At 63.4% G+C, this 18,761-nt stretch carries 14 protein-coding genes and 1 tRNA gene; 8 read left to right on the top strand and 7 right to left on the bottom strand.

Translation table 11 applies throughout. The features are described 5' to 3' along the window. Nucleotides 1–60 precede the first annotated feature (60 nt). Both BW11_RS05530 and BW11_RS05525 read left to right on the top strand, forming a co-directional pair. Nucleotides 61–1,242, top strand: a complete 1,182-nt coding sequence (locus tag BW11_RS05530; protein WP_258184614.1) for a toxic anion resistance protein — start codon at nucleotides 61–63, stop codon at nucleotides 1,240–1,242. Nucleotides 1,243–1,724: 482 nt separating this feature from the next. Further along, nucleotides 1,725–1,919: a hypothetical protein gene (locus tag BW11_RS05525; protein ID WP_140445302.1), complete on the top strand. Its 195-nt coding sequence runs from the start codon at nucleotides 1,725–1,727 to the stop codon at nucleotides 1,917–1,919. A gap of 165 nt (nucleotides 1,920–2,084) precedes the next feature. On the opposite strand, the gene BW11_RS05520 is transcribed toward BW11_RS05525, so the two are convergent. After that, on the bottom strand, nucleotides 2,085–2,414 hold the full coding sequence (locus BW11_RS05520; protein ID WP_258184613.1) for a hypothetical protein: 330 nt from the start codon (nucleotides 2,412–2,414) through the stop codon (nucleotides 2,085–2,087). 63 nt (nucleotides 2,415–2,477) lie between these two features. Here BW11_RS05520 and BW11_RS05515 point away from each other — a divergent pair, with 63 nt between their 5' ends. From BW11_RS05515 to BW11_RS05505, 3 genes are all read left to right on the top strand, one after another. After that, complete coding sequence (locus BW11_RS05515; RefSeq protein ID WP_181162552.1) at nucleotides 2,478–3,404, top strand: DMT family transporter; 927 nt, start codon at nucleotides 2,478–2,480, stop codon at nucleotides 3,402–3,404. 347 nt (nucleotides 3,405–3,751) lie between these two features. Next, a complete protein-coding gene (msrB, locus tag BW11_RS05510; protein WP_140445300.1) occupies nucleotides 3,752–4,714 on the top strand; it encodes a peptide-methionine (R)-S-oxide reductase MsrB in 963 nt (320 codons plus the stop codon). A 1,002-nt stretch (nucleotides 4,715–5,716) separates the two neighbouring features. Beyond that, nucleotides 5,717–6,049: a putative heavy metal-binding protein gene (locus BW11_RS05505; protein ID WP_140445312.1), complete on the top strand. Its 333-nt coding sequence runs from the start codon at nucleotides 5,717–5,719 to the stop codon at nucleotides 6,047–6,049. A 215-nt stretch (nucleotides 6,050–6,264) separates the two neighbouring features. Here the strand turns inward: BW11_RS05505 and BW11_RS05500 are convergent, their stop codons facing one another. The 5 genes from BW11_RS05500 to tgt all read right to left on the bottom strand — a co-directional run bounded on the left by BW11_RS05500 (nucleotide 6,265) and on the right by tgt (nucleotide 9,921). Then, on the bottom strand, nucleotides 6,265–6,675 hold the full coding sequence (locus BW11_RS05500) for a DUF86 domain-containing protein (RefSeq protein ID WP_258184612.1): 411 nt from the start codon (nucleotides 6,673–6,675) through the stop codon (nucleotides 6,265–6,267). Beyond that, nucleotides 6,675–7,229 carry a nucleotidyltransferase domain-containing protein gene (locus BW11_RS05495; RefSeq protein WP_140445299.1) on the bottom strand — a complete coding sequence of 185 codons (555 nt, stop codon included), beginning with the start codon at nucleotides 7,227–7,229 and terminating at the stop codon, nucleotides 6,675–6,677. Before BW11_RS05495 ends, BW11_RS05500 begins: the two co-directional genes overlap by 1 nt. 118 nt (nucleotides 7,230–7,347) lie before the next feature. Further along, nucleotides 7,348–7,433, bottom strand: a tRNA-Leu gene (locus BW11_RS05490). A gap of 152 nt (nucleotides 7,434–7,585) precedes the next feature. Continuing rightward, complete coding sequence (locus BW11_RS05485; RefSeq protein ID WP_140445298.1) at nucleotides 7,586–8,503, bottom strand: nitroreductase family protein; 918 nt, start codon at nucleotides 8,501–8,503, stop codon at nucleotides 7,586–7,588. 47 nt (nucleotides 8,504–8,550) lie between these two features. Continuing rightward, nucleotides 8,551–9,921: a tRNA guanosine(34) transglycosylase Tgt gene (gene tgt, locus BW11_RS05480; protein WP_258184611.1), complete on the bottom strand. Its 1,371-nt coding sequence runs from the start codon at nucleotides 9,919–9,921 to the stop codon at nucleotides 8,551–8,553. A 552-nt stretch (nucleotides 9,922–10,473) separates the two neighbouring features. Between tgt and BW11_RS05475 the strand changes: the two genes are divergently transcribed. Further along, nucleotides 10,474–12,525, top strand: coding sequence for a S1C family serine protease (locus tag BW11_RS05475; protein WP_140445297.1), 2,052 nt, complete (start codon nucleotides 10,474–10,476; stop codon nucleotides 12,523–12,525). Nucleotides 12,526–12,707: 182 nt separating this feature from the next. Here the strand turns inward: BW11_RS05475 and BW11_RS05470 are convergent, their stop codons facing one another. Beyond that, nucleotides 12,708–13,271, bottom strand: coding sequence for a GNAT family N-acetyltransferase (locus BW11_RS05470; protein WP_140445296.1), 564 nt, complete (start codon nucleotides 13,269–13,271; stop codon nucleotides 12,708–12,710). A 1,188-nt stretch (nucleotides 13,272–14,459) separates the two neighbouring features. Here BW11_RS05470 and BW11_RS05465 point away from each other — a divergent pair. Then, on the top strand, nucleotides 14,460–17,000 hold the full coding sequence (locus BW11_RS05465) for an RICIN domain-containing protein (protein WP_181162551.1): 2,541 nt from the start codon (nucleotides 14,460–14,462) through the stop codon (nucleotides 16,998–17,000). 301 nt (nucleotides 17,001–17,301) lie between these two features. Next, nucleotides 17,302–18,761, top strand: a 1,460-nt coding sequence (locus BW11_RS11540) for a glycoside hydrolase family 25 protein (protein WP_258231285.1), incomplete at its 3' end; no start/stop codon positions are given.

The raw sequence follows: 18,761 nt of genomic DNA, 5'->3' as shown, positions 1-18,761 counted from the left end.
AACTGAAGTTGCCAACTGAAGTCGATTGTCAACTGAAGGCCAACTGAAAGGACACATACCATGGCCAAGCAAATCTCACTCGCCGATCTGGCCGGCGGTACCAACGCCGTCACCAATCCCACGCTCGAGGGCGCCACGGGCGCACAGACCGGCGATCTGGTCCCCACCGCCGCGCAGGCCGCCTCCGACGCCGCGACCCTCACGCCGGACCAGCAGATCGCGAAACTGCCCGCCGCGGACCAGCAGACCGTCAACCAGCTGGCCGACCAGATCGACTTCACACGCGAGGGCATCGAATCCAGCTACGGCAAGGACGCGCAGCGCGCCACCTCCAGCTTCGCCGACGAGATCCTGTCAGAAACCCGCTCCAAGGACACCGGCGAGGCCGGCGAGCTGCTCAACACGATGCTCGTGACGATCGACGAGGCCGAGCTCGGTGGCTTCCGCAAGATCCCGATCCTGGGCCAGGTGGCCGTCTCCATCGACAAGCTGCGCCGCCGCTACCAGAAGGTCGATTCGCAGATCGACGAGATCATCACCAAGCTCGAGGCCGCGCAGGCGAGGCTCGTTTCCGACATCTCCATGTACAACACGATGTACGAGCAGAACGCGCAGCAGTACCGCGAGCTCAAGATCACCGTGCTCGCCGGCAAGAAGGCGCTCACCGACTTCCGCGCGCAGCAGCTGCCCGCCCTCGAGGCGCAGGCCGAGCAGAGCGGCGACCCGATGCAGGCGCAGATCCTCAAGGACTTCAAGTCGAAGCTCGACCGCTTCGAGAAGCGCCTCGACGACCTCGACCGCATCAGCGTGGTCACGCTGCAGACCGCACCGCAGATCAAGATCATCCAGAACGCCGACCAGACCATCGTCGACAAGATCGACACGACGATCTCCACGACGATCCCGGTGTGGAAGTCGCAGATGGTGATCGCCCTCGGCCTGTCCAACCAGAAGAAGGCGCTCGACCTGCAGAACAAGGCCGACGACGTGACCAACAAGCTGCTGCATCGCAACGCCGCCGCCATGCACAAGGGCGCGGTGGCCGCAGAGAAGGCCAACCAGCGTTCCGTGGTCGAGATCGAGACGCTGGAGAAGATCAACTCCGAGCTCATCGCCACGCTCAAGGAGACCGTGCAGATCCAGAAGCAGGGCAAGGCGAACCGCGAGGCCGCCCAGGTCAAGATGCGTCAGATCGAATCCGACCTCAAGAGCGCCCTCATCGAATCCGCCCAGACGATGTGAGTGAGAATCGCCTAGTATCCTGCGCTGTGAATTCGTTGTTGAATTGACCGCCTCTCAGACCCGCTTCGTGGGCTAGCTCGTCCTGCAGTTACGGACGTGCTACGCGCACGTCATGCCGGCTCGCCTGTCGGCCCGCACGTTGCCTGCAAACAGCTCCCGTTTGCTTCACGGCAACGTGCTTCACGGCAACGTCCTAACAGGGGAAGCCGGAAATGAGACCAACGATTTTCCGGCGCGGATACTAGACATTCGGCCGTGTCGCCTTCGGCTGTGCCGCCTCGGTCATGCCTACTCGCGTCACTTCAGCCATGTCGTCCGGCTGTGCCGCCGTAGCCGTGCCGCTCACCTACACTACTTCGGCCGTGTTTCCCCGGCTGTGCCGCTTCAGCCAACTACCTTAGCCATTCCGCCCAGCCGTGCCTCCCGGCTGTGCCGTCGTAGCCGTGCCGATCGGTCAACTACCTCGGCCGTGCCGATCGGCTATGCCACTCAACGCATTTTTCGGCGATTTTGGCGTTGAGTGGCACGACGATGCGTCGTTGCCGCCTCACCACCTTGTTGACGTGTTGTCAAAAGGGCTATTTTCCAACGATTTTGAAATAGCCGGCATCGCAGTGGCCGCCCCTGCCGCCGATGTGTCTGCCACTCAACGTGAAAAATCGCCGAAATCGCGTTGAGTGGCACGGTTTTCTGCCACTCAACGAACATCAACCGATTGACATGCACTGAGTGGCAGACTTCTCACGCAGTCACCCCCGATCCACCCCGATCGCCGTACCGGATCCTATGGGATCGAACGTAATGGGGCAGTCAATTCAACAATGAATTTACAACGCAGGAGGCTATTTTCGAGGGTGCTCGCGTCCCCCGGTGATCGGGTCGAGCAGCGTGCTCGGATCGGAGATGCCGAGCATGCTGCGTCCGCCCGTCCTCTCCGGATGGTGGGCGATGATCGCCACCGAAATCGCCCCCGGAATCATGATGATCGCGAAGATCGCGGCCAGCCCCCAGCTCACCGCGAACCCCAGCGCGAGAAAAACCACGATCGCGGCCGCCACTGTGCCGATGATCGTCCATCGTGCCCTGGCTGCGGCCTTGTCTGCGGCCTTGTCTGCGGCCTTGGTCGTAGCTTTGGGAGTGCCGTTCTCGCCATTGCCGTTCATATCCGTCATGTTTCCAAGCATATGCCCCATGCCTGTTCTCCTCGCAACATGGACGGAACTATGCTGGTCCCTATGAGTGAGATCACGAGCGAGAAGAAGCGTGCCGCCACATTCGAACGCACTCCGAAGGACCTGCTGGTCGGCGCCGCGCTGGTACTGGTCGGCGGCGTCATGTGGGGCTGCAACGCCACGGTCTCCAAGGAGCTGATGGGCAGCTACCACGTCGACCCGATGTGGCTCGCCTGCGTGCGCGGACTGCTGGCCGGCATCCTCTACCTCGCCGTGGCCGCGATCCGCACGCCGCACCTCCTCACCGGCGCGTTGCATGAGCGCCGCGACTGGCCTCGGTTCCTCGCCTGCACACTGGTGTGCGTGCTTCTGGTGCAGGTCGCCTACCTGTCCACGATCGACTGGACCAACGCAGGCACGGCCACCGTGCTTCAGGCGCTGAACCTGCTGTTCGTGCTGGCGTTCATGTGCATCCGAGGCCGTCGATGGCCGGACTTGCGCGAGAGCATCGGCGTGGCGCTCGCATTCGTCGGCACCACGCTGATCGCCACCGGCGGCGACCTGTCCACATTGAGGCTGCCGGCCATGGGTCTGATCTGGGGACTTCTCAACGCGGCAGCAACTGCCGCGATGGGTATCATACCCGTCCGCATCATCGCCCGCTGGGGCAACATGGTCGTCAACGGCGTGACGTTCACCCTTTCCGGTATGGTGCTGCTGTTCGTCGTCCGACCGTGGGCCCACATGCCGTCGTTCGACGCGTTCGGCCTGCTGCTCATGGCGTACACGGTGCTGTTCGGCACATTCGGCGCATTCGGACTGTATCTGGCGGGTGTGATGCGCGTTGGCGCCATACGCGCGACGATGCTCGGCACCGTCGAACCGGTTGCCGCCACCGTCTCCTCGGTCCTGTTCCTCGGCGCGATCTTCACCCCGACCGATCTGGTCGGTTTCGTGATGATCCTCGTGATGGTCTTCCTTGTGCGGTAGACGCGCGCCCCCGATGTATCCCCGATGTCCGCGCATCGAATGATCGATGACCATGGATTGGTCTCATCTTCCGTATTCATCAACGTAGCGACTATCGTCGGGGGTGCCGGTCGGTCGGCTTGTATGTGCCGTCCGGCAAACGGAGGTACGCCAATTGGTTTCCTGTCGCCAATCCGTGCCCCCATAGGGCCGGGCTGGCGATCTGGAACCCGCCAATCCGCTTATTTCAGGGGCGAAGCGCTGTGCACATTTGCGCTTCGTCCCTGTTATTATCTTCACCCCGCAGTTCTCCGCGTCCGGCGAGATCGCCGGCATGCTCGGGGTGCTGCGCCGGTAGTCTGGGGCGTATGACTGATACGAATATCGCCTACTTCGCCGGAGGCTGCTTCTGGGGCCTCGAACGCTACTTCCAGAATGTCGACGGCGTCGTCGACACGACCGTCGGCTACGCGCAGTCGACCGTCGCCAATCCCACCTACGAGCAGGTCTGCTCCGGCGCGACCGACGCGGCCGAGACCGTGCAGGTCACGTTCGACCCCTCGCGCGTGATCCTGCGCACGCTCTCCCTGCTGTTCCTCGAGGTGATCGACCCGTTCTCCGTCGATCGTCAGGGCAACGACACGGGTCGCCAGTACCGCACCGGCATGTTCTTCGCCTCCGAGGAGCAGAAGCACGTCTACATCGCCGCGATCGAGCAGTTGATCGACCGCCAGCCGCAGCGCCCGGCCGTGCTCATTGAAGAGCTGCGCAACTTCTATCCGGCCGAAGCGAACCATCAGGACTATCTCATCCACAACCCCGGCGGCTACTGCCACATCCCGCTCGCCGCGATCGCGAACGTGAGGCGACGCCAGAAGTACGTCGATCGCATCTGGGATCTGACGCTCGAACAGTTCGCCGTCACGCAGAACGCCGCCACCGAACGCCCGTTCGTCAACGAATACGACCACACGTTCGAACCCGGCATCTACGTGGACATCGTCAGCGGCGAGCCGCTGTTCTCCTCGCGCGACAAGTTCGACTCCGGCTGCGGCTGGCCCGCGTTCTCCCGCCCGCTGCGCGCCGACCTCGTCACCGAGCACGAGGACGATCGCGTGCCAGGACGACCGCGCATCGAGATCCGCACCGCCGACACGCAGATCCACCTGGGTCACGTCTTCGAGGACGGTCCGGCCGACCGCGGCGGCCTGCGCTACTGCATGAACAGCGCCTCCCTGCGATTCGTGCCGCGCTCGCGCATGGCCGAGGAGGGCTACGCCGACTGGATTCCCGCCGTCGACGAGTCCGAGGGTGCTGCTGACGGGTGCTGATGGGGCCGTGGGCGCCTGCGGACGTTGCTGCTGACGTTGCTGACGGTGCCTGATCGGACTGACGGTGCCGCTGATGGTGCGGCTGACAGTGCTGATGGTGCTGCTGATGCCTGATCGGACTGCGCCGTCCGTGTAGCGCGGACCGATATGATGCGTGGGGAGTGACGGACATCCCCGGCCATACCGCCTCAGTCATGGCGCCGGGCCCAGCTGTGCCGTCCGGCTGTGCTCCAGCTGTGCCTCCCAGCCATACTGTCCGGCTGTGCTCCGGCTGTGCATCTTGGCCGCGCCCTCTGCGGTGCCACTCAACGCATTTTTCGGCGATTTTGGCGTTGAGTGGCACGACGATGCGTCATTGTCGCCTCACCGTCTTTTTGACATGTTGTCAAAATGGCCATTTTCCAACGATTCCTCGATAGCCAATATTGCAGTGGCCGCCCCTGCCGCCGTCTTGTCTGCCATTCAACGTGGAAAATCGTCGAAATCGCGTTGAGTGGCACGGTTTTCTGCCGCTCAACGAACATCAACCGATTGACATGCGCTGAGTGGCAGACCCATCGCGCATCCATCCCCCCGATCCGCCCCGATCGCCGTGTTGGATCCTACGGGATCGAACGTTTTCGCCACTTCCCCTATCTCCTCAACGTCGGATACTGCAGGATCGAATGCAATGGAACAAGAAGTGGGGGCTTTCGAAGCGGATCCTATGGGATCGGACGTTTTCCCGACCGCGCAACCTCCCATAACGCCGGATCCTATGGGATCGAACGCAATGGAACAAGAAATGGGGGGTTGTTGCGCTGGATCCTGCGGGATCGAACGCAATGGGCTCGGATTGGACTGGACGCTCGGGCCGGATGAATTCACAACGCGGGATACTAGACTGGAATCGTGGCATGGTGGCAGTGATCGCCGTATCAGCGGGCATATGTCGGCTCTGTTCGGCAACTGGCGGCGTGCCAATGACAGGACAATGGCAAGTCAATGGCAGGGAGGCCAATCATGATTCTCGTCACCACTACGCCGTCGATCGACGGTTACGTCATCACCAACTATCGTGGCATCGTGTTCGGCGAGGTCGTCGCCGGCGTGAACATGTTCAAGGACATCGGCGCGAGTTTTCGCAACATGTTCGGCGGGCGCAGCCAGGGCTATGAGGAGGAGCTGACGAACGCGCGCAACGAGGCGATCACCGAGATGCAGCAGCGTGCGGAGGCGCTTGGCGCACAGGCCGTCGTCGGAGTCGATATCGACTACGAGGTGCTCGGCACCGACGGATCGATGCTGATGGTCACCGCCTCCGGCACTGCCGTCAACATCGCCCGTCAAGGGTGAACCGGGTTCGGTCGGGGACTTATCCCGAATAGCGGGGCGTCCCACGGCGCATGTCCCGGTCACCGCCATGCGGGGAAGCCCACGGAACCGTTGGTTTCCCAGCGTCTCCGTGGGCTTTCGGGAAAGCAAAAGGGCTGGACCTTGCGGTTCCAGCCCTTGACTGCTGGTGCGAGTGGCAACCAAACTTGAACTTCCGCAGGACTGATGCGCGGCTCTCACGTTTCGTGCAGGATGGCCTCCACGACCGGCCGAAGTCGCGTAGCCAAAGCCGGCACATCCTGCGTGACCGTGTCATATAAGGATTCGACGTCGATCTCGTCGTAATCGTGGACCAGCGCGTTGCGTAGCGCTCGCAGCTCCGCCCATGGCAGATTCGGCATGATGCGACGATAATCCTCCGACAGCCGGCGTGCGCATTCCTGCGCCTGCGTCATCTCCATGGCGACCGAGTTGAACCGCACGCGATCCGCGAACAGGTCGTCGGGAGAATGGGTCGTGCTGGCATCCTCGACGGCGTGATCGAGGTGCTCCAGAAGGCGGATCAGTGTGGTCTGGTCGCGGAAGAGCTGGTCGTCATGGCGGTGCTCATTATGATGGTGCCCGTGTTGCGGTTGCGACGGCATCATCACGCCACCTTGATCATGTCGCGGGAGATATGCTCAAGGAACCGGCGACTGGCCTGACTGCGCTGTGCGCTGCGCAACAGTGAATCGTAGGATGTCAGCGATACGGTGCGGCCGATCGCCGACTCCAATTCGGCGGTGAGCCGTTGCATCGTCATCATGGAATGCGATGCCCCGGGTTCGAGGCGATAGAGCAGGTCCACGTCCGAATCGGCATGGGCGTCACCTCGCGCCGTCGATCCGAACACGTACATATCGGCGATGCCGTACTGCTTCGCGATCTTGGCGACGATCGCCCTGATCAGTGCGATCTCGATCGGGCTGGATGATGATTCGGGCGTCGGCGAGACAGATGCAGGGGATTCGGATATTCCCGTGTCGGCGGCAGTGAGGTTCCTGAGGGCGATTTCGTAGCGTTGTAGGAAGTCCTGCGTTGGATTGCCCTCCCGCTCCGCGCGGGATACTGCCGACTGCGTGGTCCCCATAGACGCGGCCACATCGCTTTGACTGATATGAGCTAGCACGCGTTCCGTGCGCAGTTCGGCAATGCTTTTCATGGATTAAATATAGCATATATGATATATGGATGGACGGGACGGTCAAACTAACCAGCGCCTCCGTGGGCTTTCGGGAAAGCAAAAGGGCTGGAACCTTGCGGTTCCAGCCCTTAATTGCTGGTGCGAGTGGGGGGAGTTGAACCCCCACGAGCATACACTCACTGCCACCTGAAGACAGCGCGTCTACCATTCCGCCACACTCGCGAACAAGCAGATAACTTAGCACCACTTCGGTGTGAGACGCAAATCTTGGTGGCTCTTCGGCGTGTCGCGGCTATTTTGGCGGGTTTTGCCGATCATGGCGGCCTCCGCCACGGCCGCCACGGTCGACACCACTCGTTGGGCGGTTCCCGTCCTCAGCTATTGCGCCACTCGACCTTGTGCGGGGCAGCGCCGATCTCGAAGTGGTACTTGGCGCATCCGAGGCCGACGTGGGCGAACAGGCCGTCCAGTGCCTCGGCACTCACCTCGCCGTCGGCGGAACCGGCGGCTGCGTCGGCGGAACCGGCGTCGGCATCGGTGGAGTCGGCAAGGCCAGCTGAACCGCCGTCGAGATGCAGTGTGAAATGGAACGGCTGCTGGCTGAGCGACGTGGGCGCCTTCATGGCCGCCTCCATGCCTGCGCGGAACCAATCGGGCGCATTATCGAGCGAAAGGTCTGTGAGCGTGGCATCGCCACGGCTATCGACATGCTGGTCAGCCATGCCGACCGACTGCGTGGCACCGGTTCTCTCCGTCACGGCATCGCCCTCCACTACGCTCGCCAACTCCTCGATCGGCTTGGTGCGGCGACGGCCGCCCGGGCGCGCGCCATGGCCGAACGCGATCGCCCACACCACCGACTCGCCATCGCCGAGCGTCCACCACGCCTCGGCCGGATCGACGTTCTCCGCACCGTCCAGCACGGCCCACGACGTGTCCAGTCCAAGCTGCACGGCGCGCAGCACGAGTCGCTCGCCGTAGTAGCCGACGCGCTCCTGCAGGTCCGCGGCCTCGAGCGACACCGGCGTCCCCTCGGCCGTTGTAATCGCACTGCCGCTCGGCACCGCGCCGATCAGGGCGATCGCGTTGTGTACGCCCTTGAATCGCCCGTAATGGGTCTTGAGCCCGAGGAATGCATCGTCCAACCCCGCGACCATCTGAATGTGCAGGCCCGACTCGGCATTGCACGCGTCGATCTCGGCTTGCAACCGCGCCAGCGCATCCGGCGCGACCGGTTCGTCGGTGTATGCGCGGATCGCGTGCCGCGCGTCGATCGCCTCAAGAAGATTCATCGTCACTCCTGATCCTCCAACTCCTCCAAGTCTTCCAATTCGGCCGATCACTTGCCGTAGAAGTGGGCCAGCGATTCGTCGCGGAACTCCTCGAAGTACCCGCCGTCGATCGAATCGCGGATGTCGTCGAGCAGCTTCACGAAGAACCGCTCGTTGTGGATCGTCGCGAGCGTGAACCCGGTGAACTCGCGCGCCCTCAGCAGGTGATCGACGTACGCGCGCGAGTAGTTGCGGCACGTGTAGCAGTCGCAGCCCTCCTCGAGCGGGCCGAAGTCGAACTTGTGCTGTGCGCGCTTGATGTTGTAGCGGCCGTGACGCGTGTAGATCGCGCCGTTGCGGCCGCATCGCGCCGGCGCCACGCAATCGAACGTGTCGCCGCCGTTCTCGACGCACGCGAAGATGTCGTCCATCTCCGCGATGCCGAGCACGTGGCGCGGGCGGCTTTCCGGCATCGCGTCGCAGATCCACGCGCACGTGTCGCCGATGATGCGCTTCTCGATCGCGCCGCCGATGCCCACGCCGTCGAAGTCGAGCGACGCGATCTGCTCGGCAGCGTGACGACGCAGATCCTCGTAGTTCGCGCCCTGCACCACGCCGTACAGCGCCTGATACGGCTTGCCGAGGCGCTCGGCGGTCAGGCGCTCGTGCTCGGCGACGCATCGCTTCGCCCAGCGGAACGTGCGCTCGACCGACTCCTCCTGGTACGAGCGCGTGTTCATCAGCGTGGTCAGCTCGTCGAACGCGAACATGATGTCCGCGCCGATCTTGTGCTGGATGCCCATCGAGATTTCGGCGGAGAAGCGGTGCTGGTCGCCGTTGAGCGGCGACTTGAACGTGACGCCGTCCTCGTCGACCCACGCCATGCGCTCCTTGCCCTTGGCGATCACGTCGTCCGACTTCATGCCGGTCACGTCCATCGCGAGCGTCTTCTTGAAGCCGACGCCCAGCGACATGACCTGGAAGCCGCCCGAATCGGTGAAGGTCGGGCCGTGCCAGTTCATGAATCGCCCGAGTCCGCCGGCCTGGTCGAGCACGTCCTCGCCGGGGCGCTCGAACAGGTGGAACGCGTTGGACAGCAGGCACTGCGCGCCGAGATCCTTCATGGACTCGGGCAGGACGGCCTTCATCGCGGCTTGCGTGGAGACAGGCACGAACGCGGGCGTGCGGATGTCGCCGTGCGGGGTGTGGATGATGCCGGTGCGGCCGTAGCGCGCGCCGCCCTTGCCCTTGCCGTCGGCGGCGTCGGACAGGCGGGTGATGGTTTCGAAGTGGAACGCGGATCGGTCGCCGGGCTTGCCGGGGGCGGCGCCGAGCGGGTGCAGGTTGAGGTCAGGGGCGGCGGTGCCGTTGCTGGCGGTGTTGCTGTTGGTGCCGTTGTTGGCCTCGGTAGCATCGATGTTCGTGGAAATGTCGGTCATAGCTTCACTTTAGGCGAACAAGCGGATTGGGGTTGCTGGCCTGTTGGGCCGTCGGTTCCCGCCTGTTGTGCGTGGTTATGTGGGGCTGAGGAGGCAAGGCGCTGATAAGAGTGCGGTGAGGTGTCTGCTGGGGTGGGGGAATGACCGAAAAGGCATGCAATCTGAGAGCGGTTGAAGGTATCTGCGTTGGTATCTGCGTTACGAGAGGTACTTTGGGCTTGTTGCAGACATCTATCTCGCTTACGTGGGGTACCTGCTCCAGATATACAACCTCACAAACGGCCAACCTTCGTGGCGATCAAGCCGTTTTTGGGCCCTCATACTCGGAGCGGGTACCCCACGTAAGCGAGATAGATGTCTGCAGAGGCGGCAAAGTACCTCTCGTAACGCAGATATGCGGAAAGTCGGGAGAAGATTCACTCATCACTTCCAACAAACGTTCAGGAAACTTCCAGAGCCGGAGCTTTTACTCTTACTTAGCAATACGAACCGGCGGCGAGATTGCTGAAGAGAAACCCCGAAGCCGCTGGTCATATGAAGGAGCACACGATTATGGCTGATGAGCAGAACAACTGGGCCCCGCAGGGCAACCAGAACGCGCAGCCGCAGCGCGACGCGCAGGAAACGCAGCACATTCCGACGCCGGCAGGCGCCGATTCCGTCAAGGCCGCGGGCGAGCAGCCCACCGAGACTATCTCCCCGGTTGCCGGAGGGCAGGGCGCGGCGGCCGCCAACGGTGCCGCGGTCTCCGGTGTGGATACTGCCGGTGCCGCCAGCGGCGAGGTGAAGCCGGATTACGCCTCCGCTGCCGGCGAGCAGACCGTGGTTTCCTCCAAGCCGGTCTCGTCGGCTCCGGCCGCTTCGGCCGCCCAGCCGACCTCGACCTCGGCCGCCGCACAGCAGCCGTCGTACGGTCAGTACCGCCCCGCGCCGGAGTACGGCGCGTATGGCCCGGTCCCGACCCCGCAGCAGCAGACCGGCCAGACCGGTCAGTCCAACGGTCAGCCCAATGGCCAGGTCAACGGCCAGCCCGGTCCGTTCGGTGCCGCCGCCGGCCAGAACGGCCAGAACCCGCAGGGTCACCCGCAGTACGGCCAGCGTTCCGGTTCGATCTTCGGCGGCTCCAACCCCTTCGCGTCCAACAACCCGTTCGCCTCGCCGAACCCGGGCGCCGGTAACGGCGCCAATGGCGCTAACGGTGGCAACGGTTCCGGCAACCCGTTCGGCGGCTTCCCCCCGTTCGGTGGCAACGGCAACAACAACGGCGACCCGAACCAGCCGATCGACCCGACCCAGTTCAACCAGCCCGGCGCCAAGTCTTCCAACGGCGTCGGCCGCTTGGTCGTCACCGGCGTGGTCGCCGCGCTCGTCTCCGCCGCCCTGTGCCTCGGCGTCGGCTACGCGGCCATCACCTCCGGCGCGGTCCGCGTCGCGACCACCAGTTCCCTGGCGAACGTCGACTCCAGCAAGTCCTCCTCCGGCTCGGCCACCGCCAAGACCGGCGAGGCGCCCGACTGGCAGGCCGTCGCCAAGCAGGTCTCCGGCTCCGTGGTCGCCATCCAGACCCAGCTGTCGAACGGCTCCGCCAAGGGTTCCGGCGCGATCCTCGACAAGGACGGCCACATCGTGACCAACAACCACGTGATCTCCGGCGCGCAGAAGATCCAGGTGACGCTGTCCAACGGCCAGATGTACTCCGCGCAGATCGTCGGCACCGACACCACCACCGATCTGGCCGTGATCAAGCTCGACAACCCGCCGAGCGACTTGAAGACCGTCACGTTCGCCGATTCCGACGAGCTCGCGGTCGGCGAGAACATCATGGCCGTCGGCAACCCGCTCGGCTACGACGACACCGCCACCACCGGCATCGTCTCCGCGCTCAACCGCCCGGTGACCGTGATGGATGACAACAACAACGACATCGTCACCAACGCCGTGCAGATCGACGCGGCCATCAACCCCGGCAACTCCGGCGGCCCGACGTTCAACGCGGCCGGCCAGGTGATCGGCATCAACTCGTCGATCGCCTCCACGTCCAGCTCGTCCTCGTCCAGCTCGGCCGGCTCGATCGGCATCGGTTTTGCGATCCCGTCGAACCTCGTCAAGCGCGTCGCCGATGAGATTATCAAGAACGGTTCGGTCAAGCACGTGGCGCTCGGCATTACGATCACGTCCGACACGGTCGAGGCCGACGGCGTGACCCGTGCCGGCGCGAAGATCACCAAGGGCTCCTCCGGTTCCGCGGTCGTCTCCGGTTCCCCGGCCGACAAGGCCGGTCTCAAGGAGGGTGATACGATCGTCGCGTTCAACGGCAACGCGGTGGGCAGCAACGCCTCCCTGCTCGGCTTCGTGCGCGCCGCCGCCCTCGGCGACAAGGCGACGCTGACCATCGTGCGCGACGGCAAGACGATGGACGTCGATGTGACGCTCGACCAGCAGGAGGAGGCCGTCAACGGCTCCAACCGTTCCGAGTCGAGCAATGGCAGTAACGGCAACGGCAACAGCCAGAACAACGGCGGCAACGGCTACGGCAACGGTAGCGACGGCAGCGGCAACAGCGATGGCGGCAGCGACAGCTTCGGCTTCCCGTTCGGCTGGTGATAGCTGACATCATCCTCGGTGGCCGGCCCACGGAAGCGGGCGGTCCTGAGGAGTAGCCGACGGATAACGGGCGTATGAACGGGCGTATGACGGGTATGTCATCGCGATAAGCCCCTTGGCGGTGCATGTGCATGGTGGTGCATGTGCACGGCCAAGGGGCTTTCCGTTTGCCTACCCGGCGTCTACTCCTTCAACTTATGCAGCGCGTCAAGGTAGTCGCGCAGCTCCTTGTCGGTGATCGGCCGGTTGGCGAAGATCTGACGCGGGTACATGCCCGTCTTCGGATCGAAGTCGTTGCGCACGTTGCGGAATCCGAGTCTGTTCGCGATCAGTCGGGACGTGTAGTTGTCGCGCAGCATGGTGAGGAACACCGGCATCGTCTTGTCGAAATAGGCCGCGGCCTTGACGCCGGAGACCGCTATGTAGGTGCCGTAGCCCTGATGCCAGTATTCGGGTTTGACGCAGTATTGCAGGTGCCAGGCGTTGCCGCATCGTCGCACGCCTCCCGTGCCGATGAACGTATTCTGTTTGCATGCGACCCAGATGTCGAGCGCGTCGTACCGCCAGCCGCTGAGCCATTGCTCCAGCACCGCGTTGGTGTATTCCATGTTCGGATGTTCGTCGCCCGACTGGTTCCACCAGATGCGCGGGTCGGAGTACATCGCGTACATCGCGGGTACGTCGGCCTTCGTCGGCTTGCGTAGTTTCGGTGGTCGTGGCTTGAGCTTCTTCTTTGCGGTTCCCATGATGGTTTTCCTTCTGTGTTCTCTTGCTCGTTGTCGATTGGTTTGGTGATTGTTCGGCGATTGTTCCGTGGGTTGTCCGATGGGGCGGATATGCGGATATTTGATTGTGTATTTCTGTATTCGATCATTCGACTGACGTTCGGTCGTCGTTCGGTGAGCGTGATCGCCAGCCCGTTTCACGAATGATCAGCTATTGACCGCGATCAGGCGATGCCGAGGCACCACAGTTCGGGCGATCCCCTCGTGAGGGACGTCCAAGGCCGTGAAAAACGCGGATCAGAGCGTGTGCGTGCGGCAGCGGGGCGATCGCGGGGGAAGCGTCTGCGTCGTCATGGACGTCGTGACGTAAGGCCGGCGCGATTGCCTGACTGCCTGTTGTGTTGTTGTTGCGTTGTTGTGTTGTACCCATGTTGTGCCGCGCATCCGATACTGGCAGCTTCGATGATGAAGCGTCGCAATGAGTGTGTGGCATTGCAATGAGTATTGAAACGCAACGTGAATAGCGATCAGCCCACGACTCCTTCGTCATCTTGGGTGCCAATATCGCTGTTCGTACTATCCGTTAATCCCACCGAACAGTTCCTACGATAGCCGCGGTTGGGGGCGACGTAACTACATTGTCCGCGATGTGGCCCTATTGGTGGGAAAACTCGAACATGGCCATTTGCGAGGGTCGGCATGTGGTTGCAGGCCACACTTTGGCCATAGACCGTATGGTGGTCCTCGGATCTGAAAACGTATGCGCCATGGCGGAGACGCGCCATCTCCTGCTGTTGGAGAAGCTATCTCGCTTACGTTGGGTACTTTTGGCGGTCTGCAGACATCTATCTGCGTTACGAGGGGTACCTGACCGAAGTACCAAGGGCTCAAAATGGCTTAACGCCGTTGCATTCAAGCCGTTTTCATGCCCATATACCTGACATAGGCACCCCTCGTAAGCGAGATAGATGTCTGCAGGCCGCCAAAAGCACCCCTCGTAAGCGAGATAGTGTGAAGTGATAGCGCCCGCGCGGCGGAAGCGTTGGTGCTACTGTGCGGAATAGTGGTCTGATCGCGCCGATGGCCTGTCCCGCACTTCGTGTGTTGCCATCTCGACCCCCTGATGATGGGGCTGTCAGCGAAGCTGACTTGGAGAGATGTGGACAACCTGCTCGATCGGACGGAGAGTTGAAGGAAAGAGGCGACGGTATGCGTCGTGGTGAGAAGGATAAGTGGTCGACTGATGAGCTGCCGACCCGTGTGAACCGTTGTGTGAACCGTGTGATCGAGACGTTGACCGGGGCGCTCGCGGTTGTCGCGATGATGACTTCGATGGCGTCGGCCCAGGCTGTGGGCGTTGCCCCGATTGGCTCGGCCGCACCGGTAGCGGATACTTCCGCGGACGGCATCCAGCGCGTTGCCAAGACCCACAAGCCTCAGGTCGAGCAGCAGTCGTTCACCGCTGCGCCGGCTACCGCGACGCCAGCCGAGCCGAGTGTCCCGGCCGCTCCGACTGAACCGAATGACGGGTCCGCCTCGGGAAATGGCTCGGAGGACGAGACCGGAAACGGCACGTCCGGCAATACCGCGGCACCGTACTCTTTGGCGATCGAACCCCAATCCCGCTCCGCCGCCCCGCAGTCGGGCGATGCGGGTGACGGCTCGGATTCGGCCTCCAATGCTCCGGCGGCTCCGGCCCCTGCACCGGTACCGTCCGCTCCGTCCGCCCCGCAATCCCAGTCCTCACCCCAGCCCTCTCGCGCGGTGACCGTGTCCGCCGACCTTTCCGGCCTCGCCACCGTCGGCGTGACGTGGAAGCAGCAGGACATGAAGGACGCCGACAAGGCCCCCACCTACCAGCTGCGTTATTTCCGCAACAACGCGTGGAGCCCATGGCTCACCATCCCCTCCATCGACGATGACTTCGGCAGGATCGGCGTGAGCCCCTCGTACTACGTGGGTGATGCCACCAAGGTCGAGGCGCAGCTCACCCCCGTGGCCGGCCAGACCATCACCGCAGCGAAGCTCATCACCGTCGATTCGGGCTATTCTGCGGTCGGCGACGCGCAGGGCAGCGCGTACCGCAGCGGGAACAAGGGTGATAACAAGGGTGATAAGGCGAGCGCCGATGACGCGTACGCTGTCGGTGAGATCGATGCGGTCCGATCCGATAATGCGGCGTTCGGGTCTGATTCGGTCCGCACCGCCGCGGTCACGGCGACCGGCCGCGTCCACACCCGCGAGGAATGGTGGGTGGCCGGCAATCCCGCGATGACGTGGAAGCCGAAGCGCGACGGCCACTGGAAGGGTGCGATCGTCCACCACACAGTGGACCGCAACGACTACACGCAGGCCGAAGTCCCCGCGATGATCAACGGCATCTACCTGTTCCACAACACGCAGCGTGGTTGGGGCGATATCGGCTACCAGCTCATCGTCGACCGCTTCGGCGGCATCTGGGAGGGCCGCGACGAAGGCGTGGCGAACCAGATCGTGCCCGCCAGCCAGGTCGAGGGTGCGCAGGCGTCCGGATTCAACCGTGACACGTTCGGCATCGCGATGCTCGGCAGCTATCATCTCGACGTGGCGCCGACCGACGCGCAGATTGAGTCGACGGCCGCCGCGATCGCGTGGGAGTTCAGGGCCCTGCGCATCCCCAGCCCGTTCGGCACGTTCCAGTTCCACGGCACGCAGCAGCGAGTGACCGGTCACGGCGATGCGAGCCACTACATCGGCGGAGACCTCAACCACACGCTGTGCCCCGGCCAGCAGGTGTGGGACCGCATGGAGACGATCCGCGCCCGCGTGCTCGGCTATATGATTCATCCTTCGGCGATGGCCGCGGTGAACGTGCCCAACGGCACGTACTACATCAATTCCGTGGCGAAGGACTCATCCAGCATCGAGATCCCGATGACCGCGAACGCCGCGACCCCCGTCTACAGCACCGCAGACGGCGCGCGCACCCAGATCCACTCCGCCACCGGCAAGCCCAACCAGCAGTTCACGTTCACGCGTCAGCCCGACGGCAGCTACGAGATCAGGAACGTCGCGTCCGGCAAGGCGCTCGACGTGGCCGATGGCCGCGCGTGGAACAATGCCGAGGTGCGTCAGTGGACGCCCGACAATACCGCCGCGCAGCACTGGTTCATCCGCGACTCCGGTTCCGGCTACTACCTGCAGTCCGCGCTCGGCGACTACGTGCTCGACCTGTCCAACGGCCGTACGGCCGACGGTTCGACGGCCGCCCTGTACAGTGCGAACGATTCCGCCGCGCAGAAGTTCGGTCTGGCGTCGGCGGACATCGCGATTCCGACCAATAGGAACGTGCGCATCGAGTCGGCGCTCAGGGCGAATCTGGTGCTCGACATCTACGGCGGGTCGATGGCCAACGGCGGCGCGCTGCAGATCTACGGCTGGAACGGCAGCGGCGCGCAGCAGTATCGCTTCAGGCTGGTGGGCAACAACGTGGTCGAGATCAGGAACGTCCGCTCCGGCAGGGTGATCGACGTGCCCGGCAACAGCAAGGCGAACGGTGTGAAACTGCAGCAGTACGCGGCGAACGGTTCGAGTGCGCAGCATTGGATGGTGCGCCGCGCCGGTTCGGGAGGCGACAACGCCCCGGTCTCGTTCTATGGCGTCGCCTCGGGCAAGAGCTTCGACCTGCCCGGCGGCAGCCAGCGCCCCGGCACCCGGGTTCAGCTCTACACCGGCAACAACACCGTAGCCCAGCAGTGGCGCGTGAAGTAGTCTTCTCCTTGTTGGCTCCCCTTGTCAGGGGAGCTGGCCCGCGAAGCGGGTCTGAGGGGTAGTTAGGTGATGAAGGACTCGTGGTGAGCGACCGCCGCCCGCTCATTGTTCGTTTGTTCACGTTTTGCACAGAACCGTGAACACCCCCTGACGCTGAATACCCCCGTGCACCTACAGTGGATTGTGGAAAACGCTGCCTAGGAACGTTGTTCGTCAACGCTGTTCATCTGTTCATCGCATGGACAACACCAGCAACAGAGCAACCGCAGGGCAGCCAGAAGACATCAGGGGAAGAGGAATCATGTCTGTTCCACAGTCGGGAGACACTCCCGTACTCAGGCCCGGCAGTGATGCGGGTCGCGCCGCGTGGCGTACGCGTGCGCTGAAGCTCGTCGCGTCCGTGTCGGCGGTCGTCATGGCCGTGTCGTTCGCGGCTCCGGCGATCGCGCAGCCGTTGCGCGATACCGCCGTCAACGCGACGACGGTCCAGTCGCAGACCTCGGCCACGGCCGACGTCGAATCCGACGAGGCGATGCCGGGCAATCCGAGCGTCGAATTGCCGGACAAGGTGGCCAGCAGCATTCCGAACAGCGCGACCGTCGTGTCCGAGGATCACGTGGCCACCACGGACGGCAAGCTCAAGGACATCGAGACCGGCAAGACCGTGACCGATCCGAAGCTGGTCGGCACGAAGGACGAGCAGCCCGATCCGCTCGCCAAGACCGATGGCGAGTCGTTCATTCCGGTCGACGTCAAGGACGTGAAGACCGCGGTCAAGGATGCCAAGGACGCCAACGGCAGCGCCAATGCCGCCAAGTCCTCCTCCGCCGCCATCGCTGACGCCTCCGTCCAGCTCGCCGCGCTCGGCAACAACGAGTACGGCGCCCACTGGGGCACCCACAACGGCGTCCAGGCGTTCTTCGACGCCGGCAACAACGTGTTCGCCAAGAACGCGAAGGGCGTGGTCGACGTCTCCGAATGGCAGAAGACCATCGACTGGCAGGCCGCGAAGAACGCCGGCGTCGAAGGCGCGATCGTGCGCATCGGCTATGGCTGGGGCAATGGATTCGACGCGCAGGCGCAGCGCAACATCAAGGAGCTGAAGCGCCTCGACATCCCGTTCGGCATCTACCTGTACTCGTACGCGTACGACACCGACACGGCCGCCAAGGAGGGCGCGAACGTCGTCAACCTGCTCAAGAAGGCCGGAGTCAGCCCGAACGATCTGAGCTACCCGGTGTACTACGACCTCGAGGCGTGGACGTGGGCAGGTCACGCGCATCCGACCGATCCGAACGTGTACAGTGCGATCGTCAACGCGTGGTTCGGCCAGCTGCAGTCCGCAGGCTACAACAACCTGTCCGTGTACTCGTACACGAGCTACCTCAACGGCCCGCTCAACAACGCCAACATCCACGCGAAGACCCACTGGGTGGCCCAGTACGGCGGCTACATGGGCTTCCGCAACTGGTCCGATAAGGTGCGCGGCTGGCAGTACACGTCCGGCGGTTCCGTCGCCGGCATGAGCGGCAGGATCGACCTCAACGCGTTCGGCACGAGCGACGGCTCCGACATGGTGCCCGGCAAGACGTTCAACGTGACCAACCTCGACATGGCAGCCATCCCGAACGGCACGTACTACATCAACGCCTCCATCAAGGACTCCTCCAGCGTGGAAATCCCCGGCGGCAGCACCGCGAACGGCGCGACGACGAAGCTGTACCAGTACAACAATTCGAAAGCTCAGCAGTTCACCTTCAT

This window comes from Bifidobacterium sp. UTCIF-38 (genome assembly GCF_006454495.1).
Taxonomy (GTDB): Bacteria; Actinomycetota; Actinomycetes; order Actinomycetales; family Bifidobacteriaceae; genus Bifidobacterium; species Bifidobacterium callitrichos.
Note: the sequence above shows the minus strand (reverse complement) of the source record. Positions and strands in the feature narration are given on the sequence as shown.

What these genes read in the sequence shown, in the direction of transcription:
- BW11_RS05530 (WP_258184614.1), top strand. Translation starts at nt 61, where the DNA reads ATGGCCAAGCAAATCTCACTCGCCGATCTGGCCGGCGGTACCAACGCC.
- BW11_RS05525 (WP_140445302.1), top strand. Translation starts at nt 1,725, where the DNA reads ATGCCACTCAACGCATTTTTCGGCGATTTTGGCGTTGAGTGGCACGAC.
- BW11_RS05520 (WP_258184613.1), bottom strand. Translation starts at nt 2,414, where the DNA reads ATGACGGATATGAACGGCAATGGCGAGAACGGCACTCCCAAAGCTACG.
- BW11_RS05515 (WP_181162552.1), top strand. Translation starts at nt 2,478, where the DNA reads ATGAGTGAGATCACGAGCGAGAAGAAGCGTGCCGCCACATTCGAACGC.
- msrB (WP_140445300.1), top strand. Translation starts at nt 3,752, where the DNA reads ATGACTGATACGAATATCGCCTACTTCGCCGGAGGCTGCTTCTGGGGC.
- BW11_RS05505 (WP_140445312.1), top strand. Translation starts at nt 5,717, where the DNA reads ATGATTCTCGTCACCACTACGCCGTCGATCGACGGTTACGTCATCACC.
- BW11_RS05500 (WP_258184612.1), bottom strand. Translation starts at nt 6,675, where the DNA reads ATGATGCCGTCGCAACCGCAACACGGGCACCATCATAATGAGCACCGC.
- BW11_RS05495 (WP_140445299.1), bottom strand. Translation starts at nt 7,229, where the DNA reads ATGAAAAGCATTGCCGAACTGCGCACGGAACGCGTGCTAGCTCATATC.
- BW11_RS05485 (WP_140445298.1), bottom strand. Translation starts at nt 8,503, where the DNA reads ATGAATCTTCTTGAGGCGATCGACGCGCGGCACGCGATCCGCGCATAC.
- tgt (WP_258184611.1), bottom strand. Translation starts at nt 9,921, where the DNA reads ATGACCGACATTTCCACGAACATCGATGCTACCGAGGCCAACAACGGC.
- BW11_RS05475 (WP_140445297.1), top strand. Translation starts at nt 10,474, where the DNA reads ATGGCTGATGAGCAGAACAACTGGGCCCCGCAGGGCAACCAGAACGCG.
- BW11_RS05470 (WP_140445296.1), bottom strand. Translation starts at nt 13,271, where the DNA reads ATGGGAACCGCAAAGAAGAAGCTCAAGCCACGACCACCGAAACTACGC.
- BW11_RS05465 (WP_181162551.1), top strand. Translation starts at nt 14,460, where the DNA reads ATGCGTCGTGGTGAGAAGGATAAGTGGTCGACTGATGAGCTGCCGACC.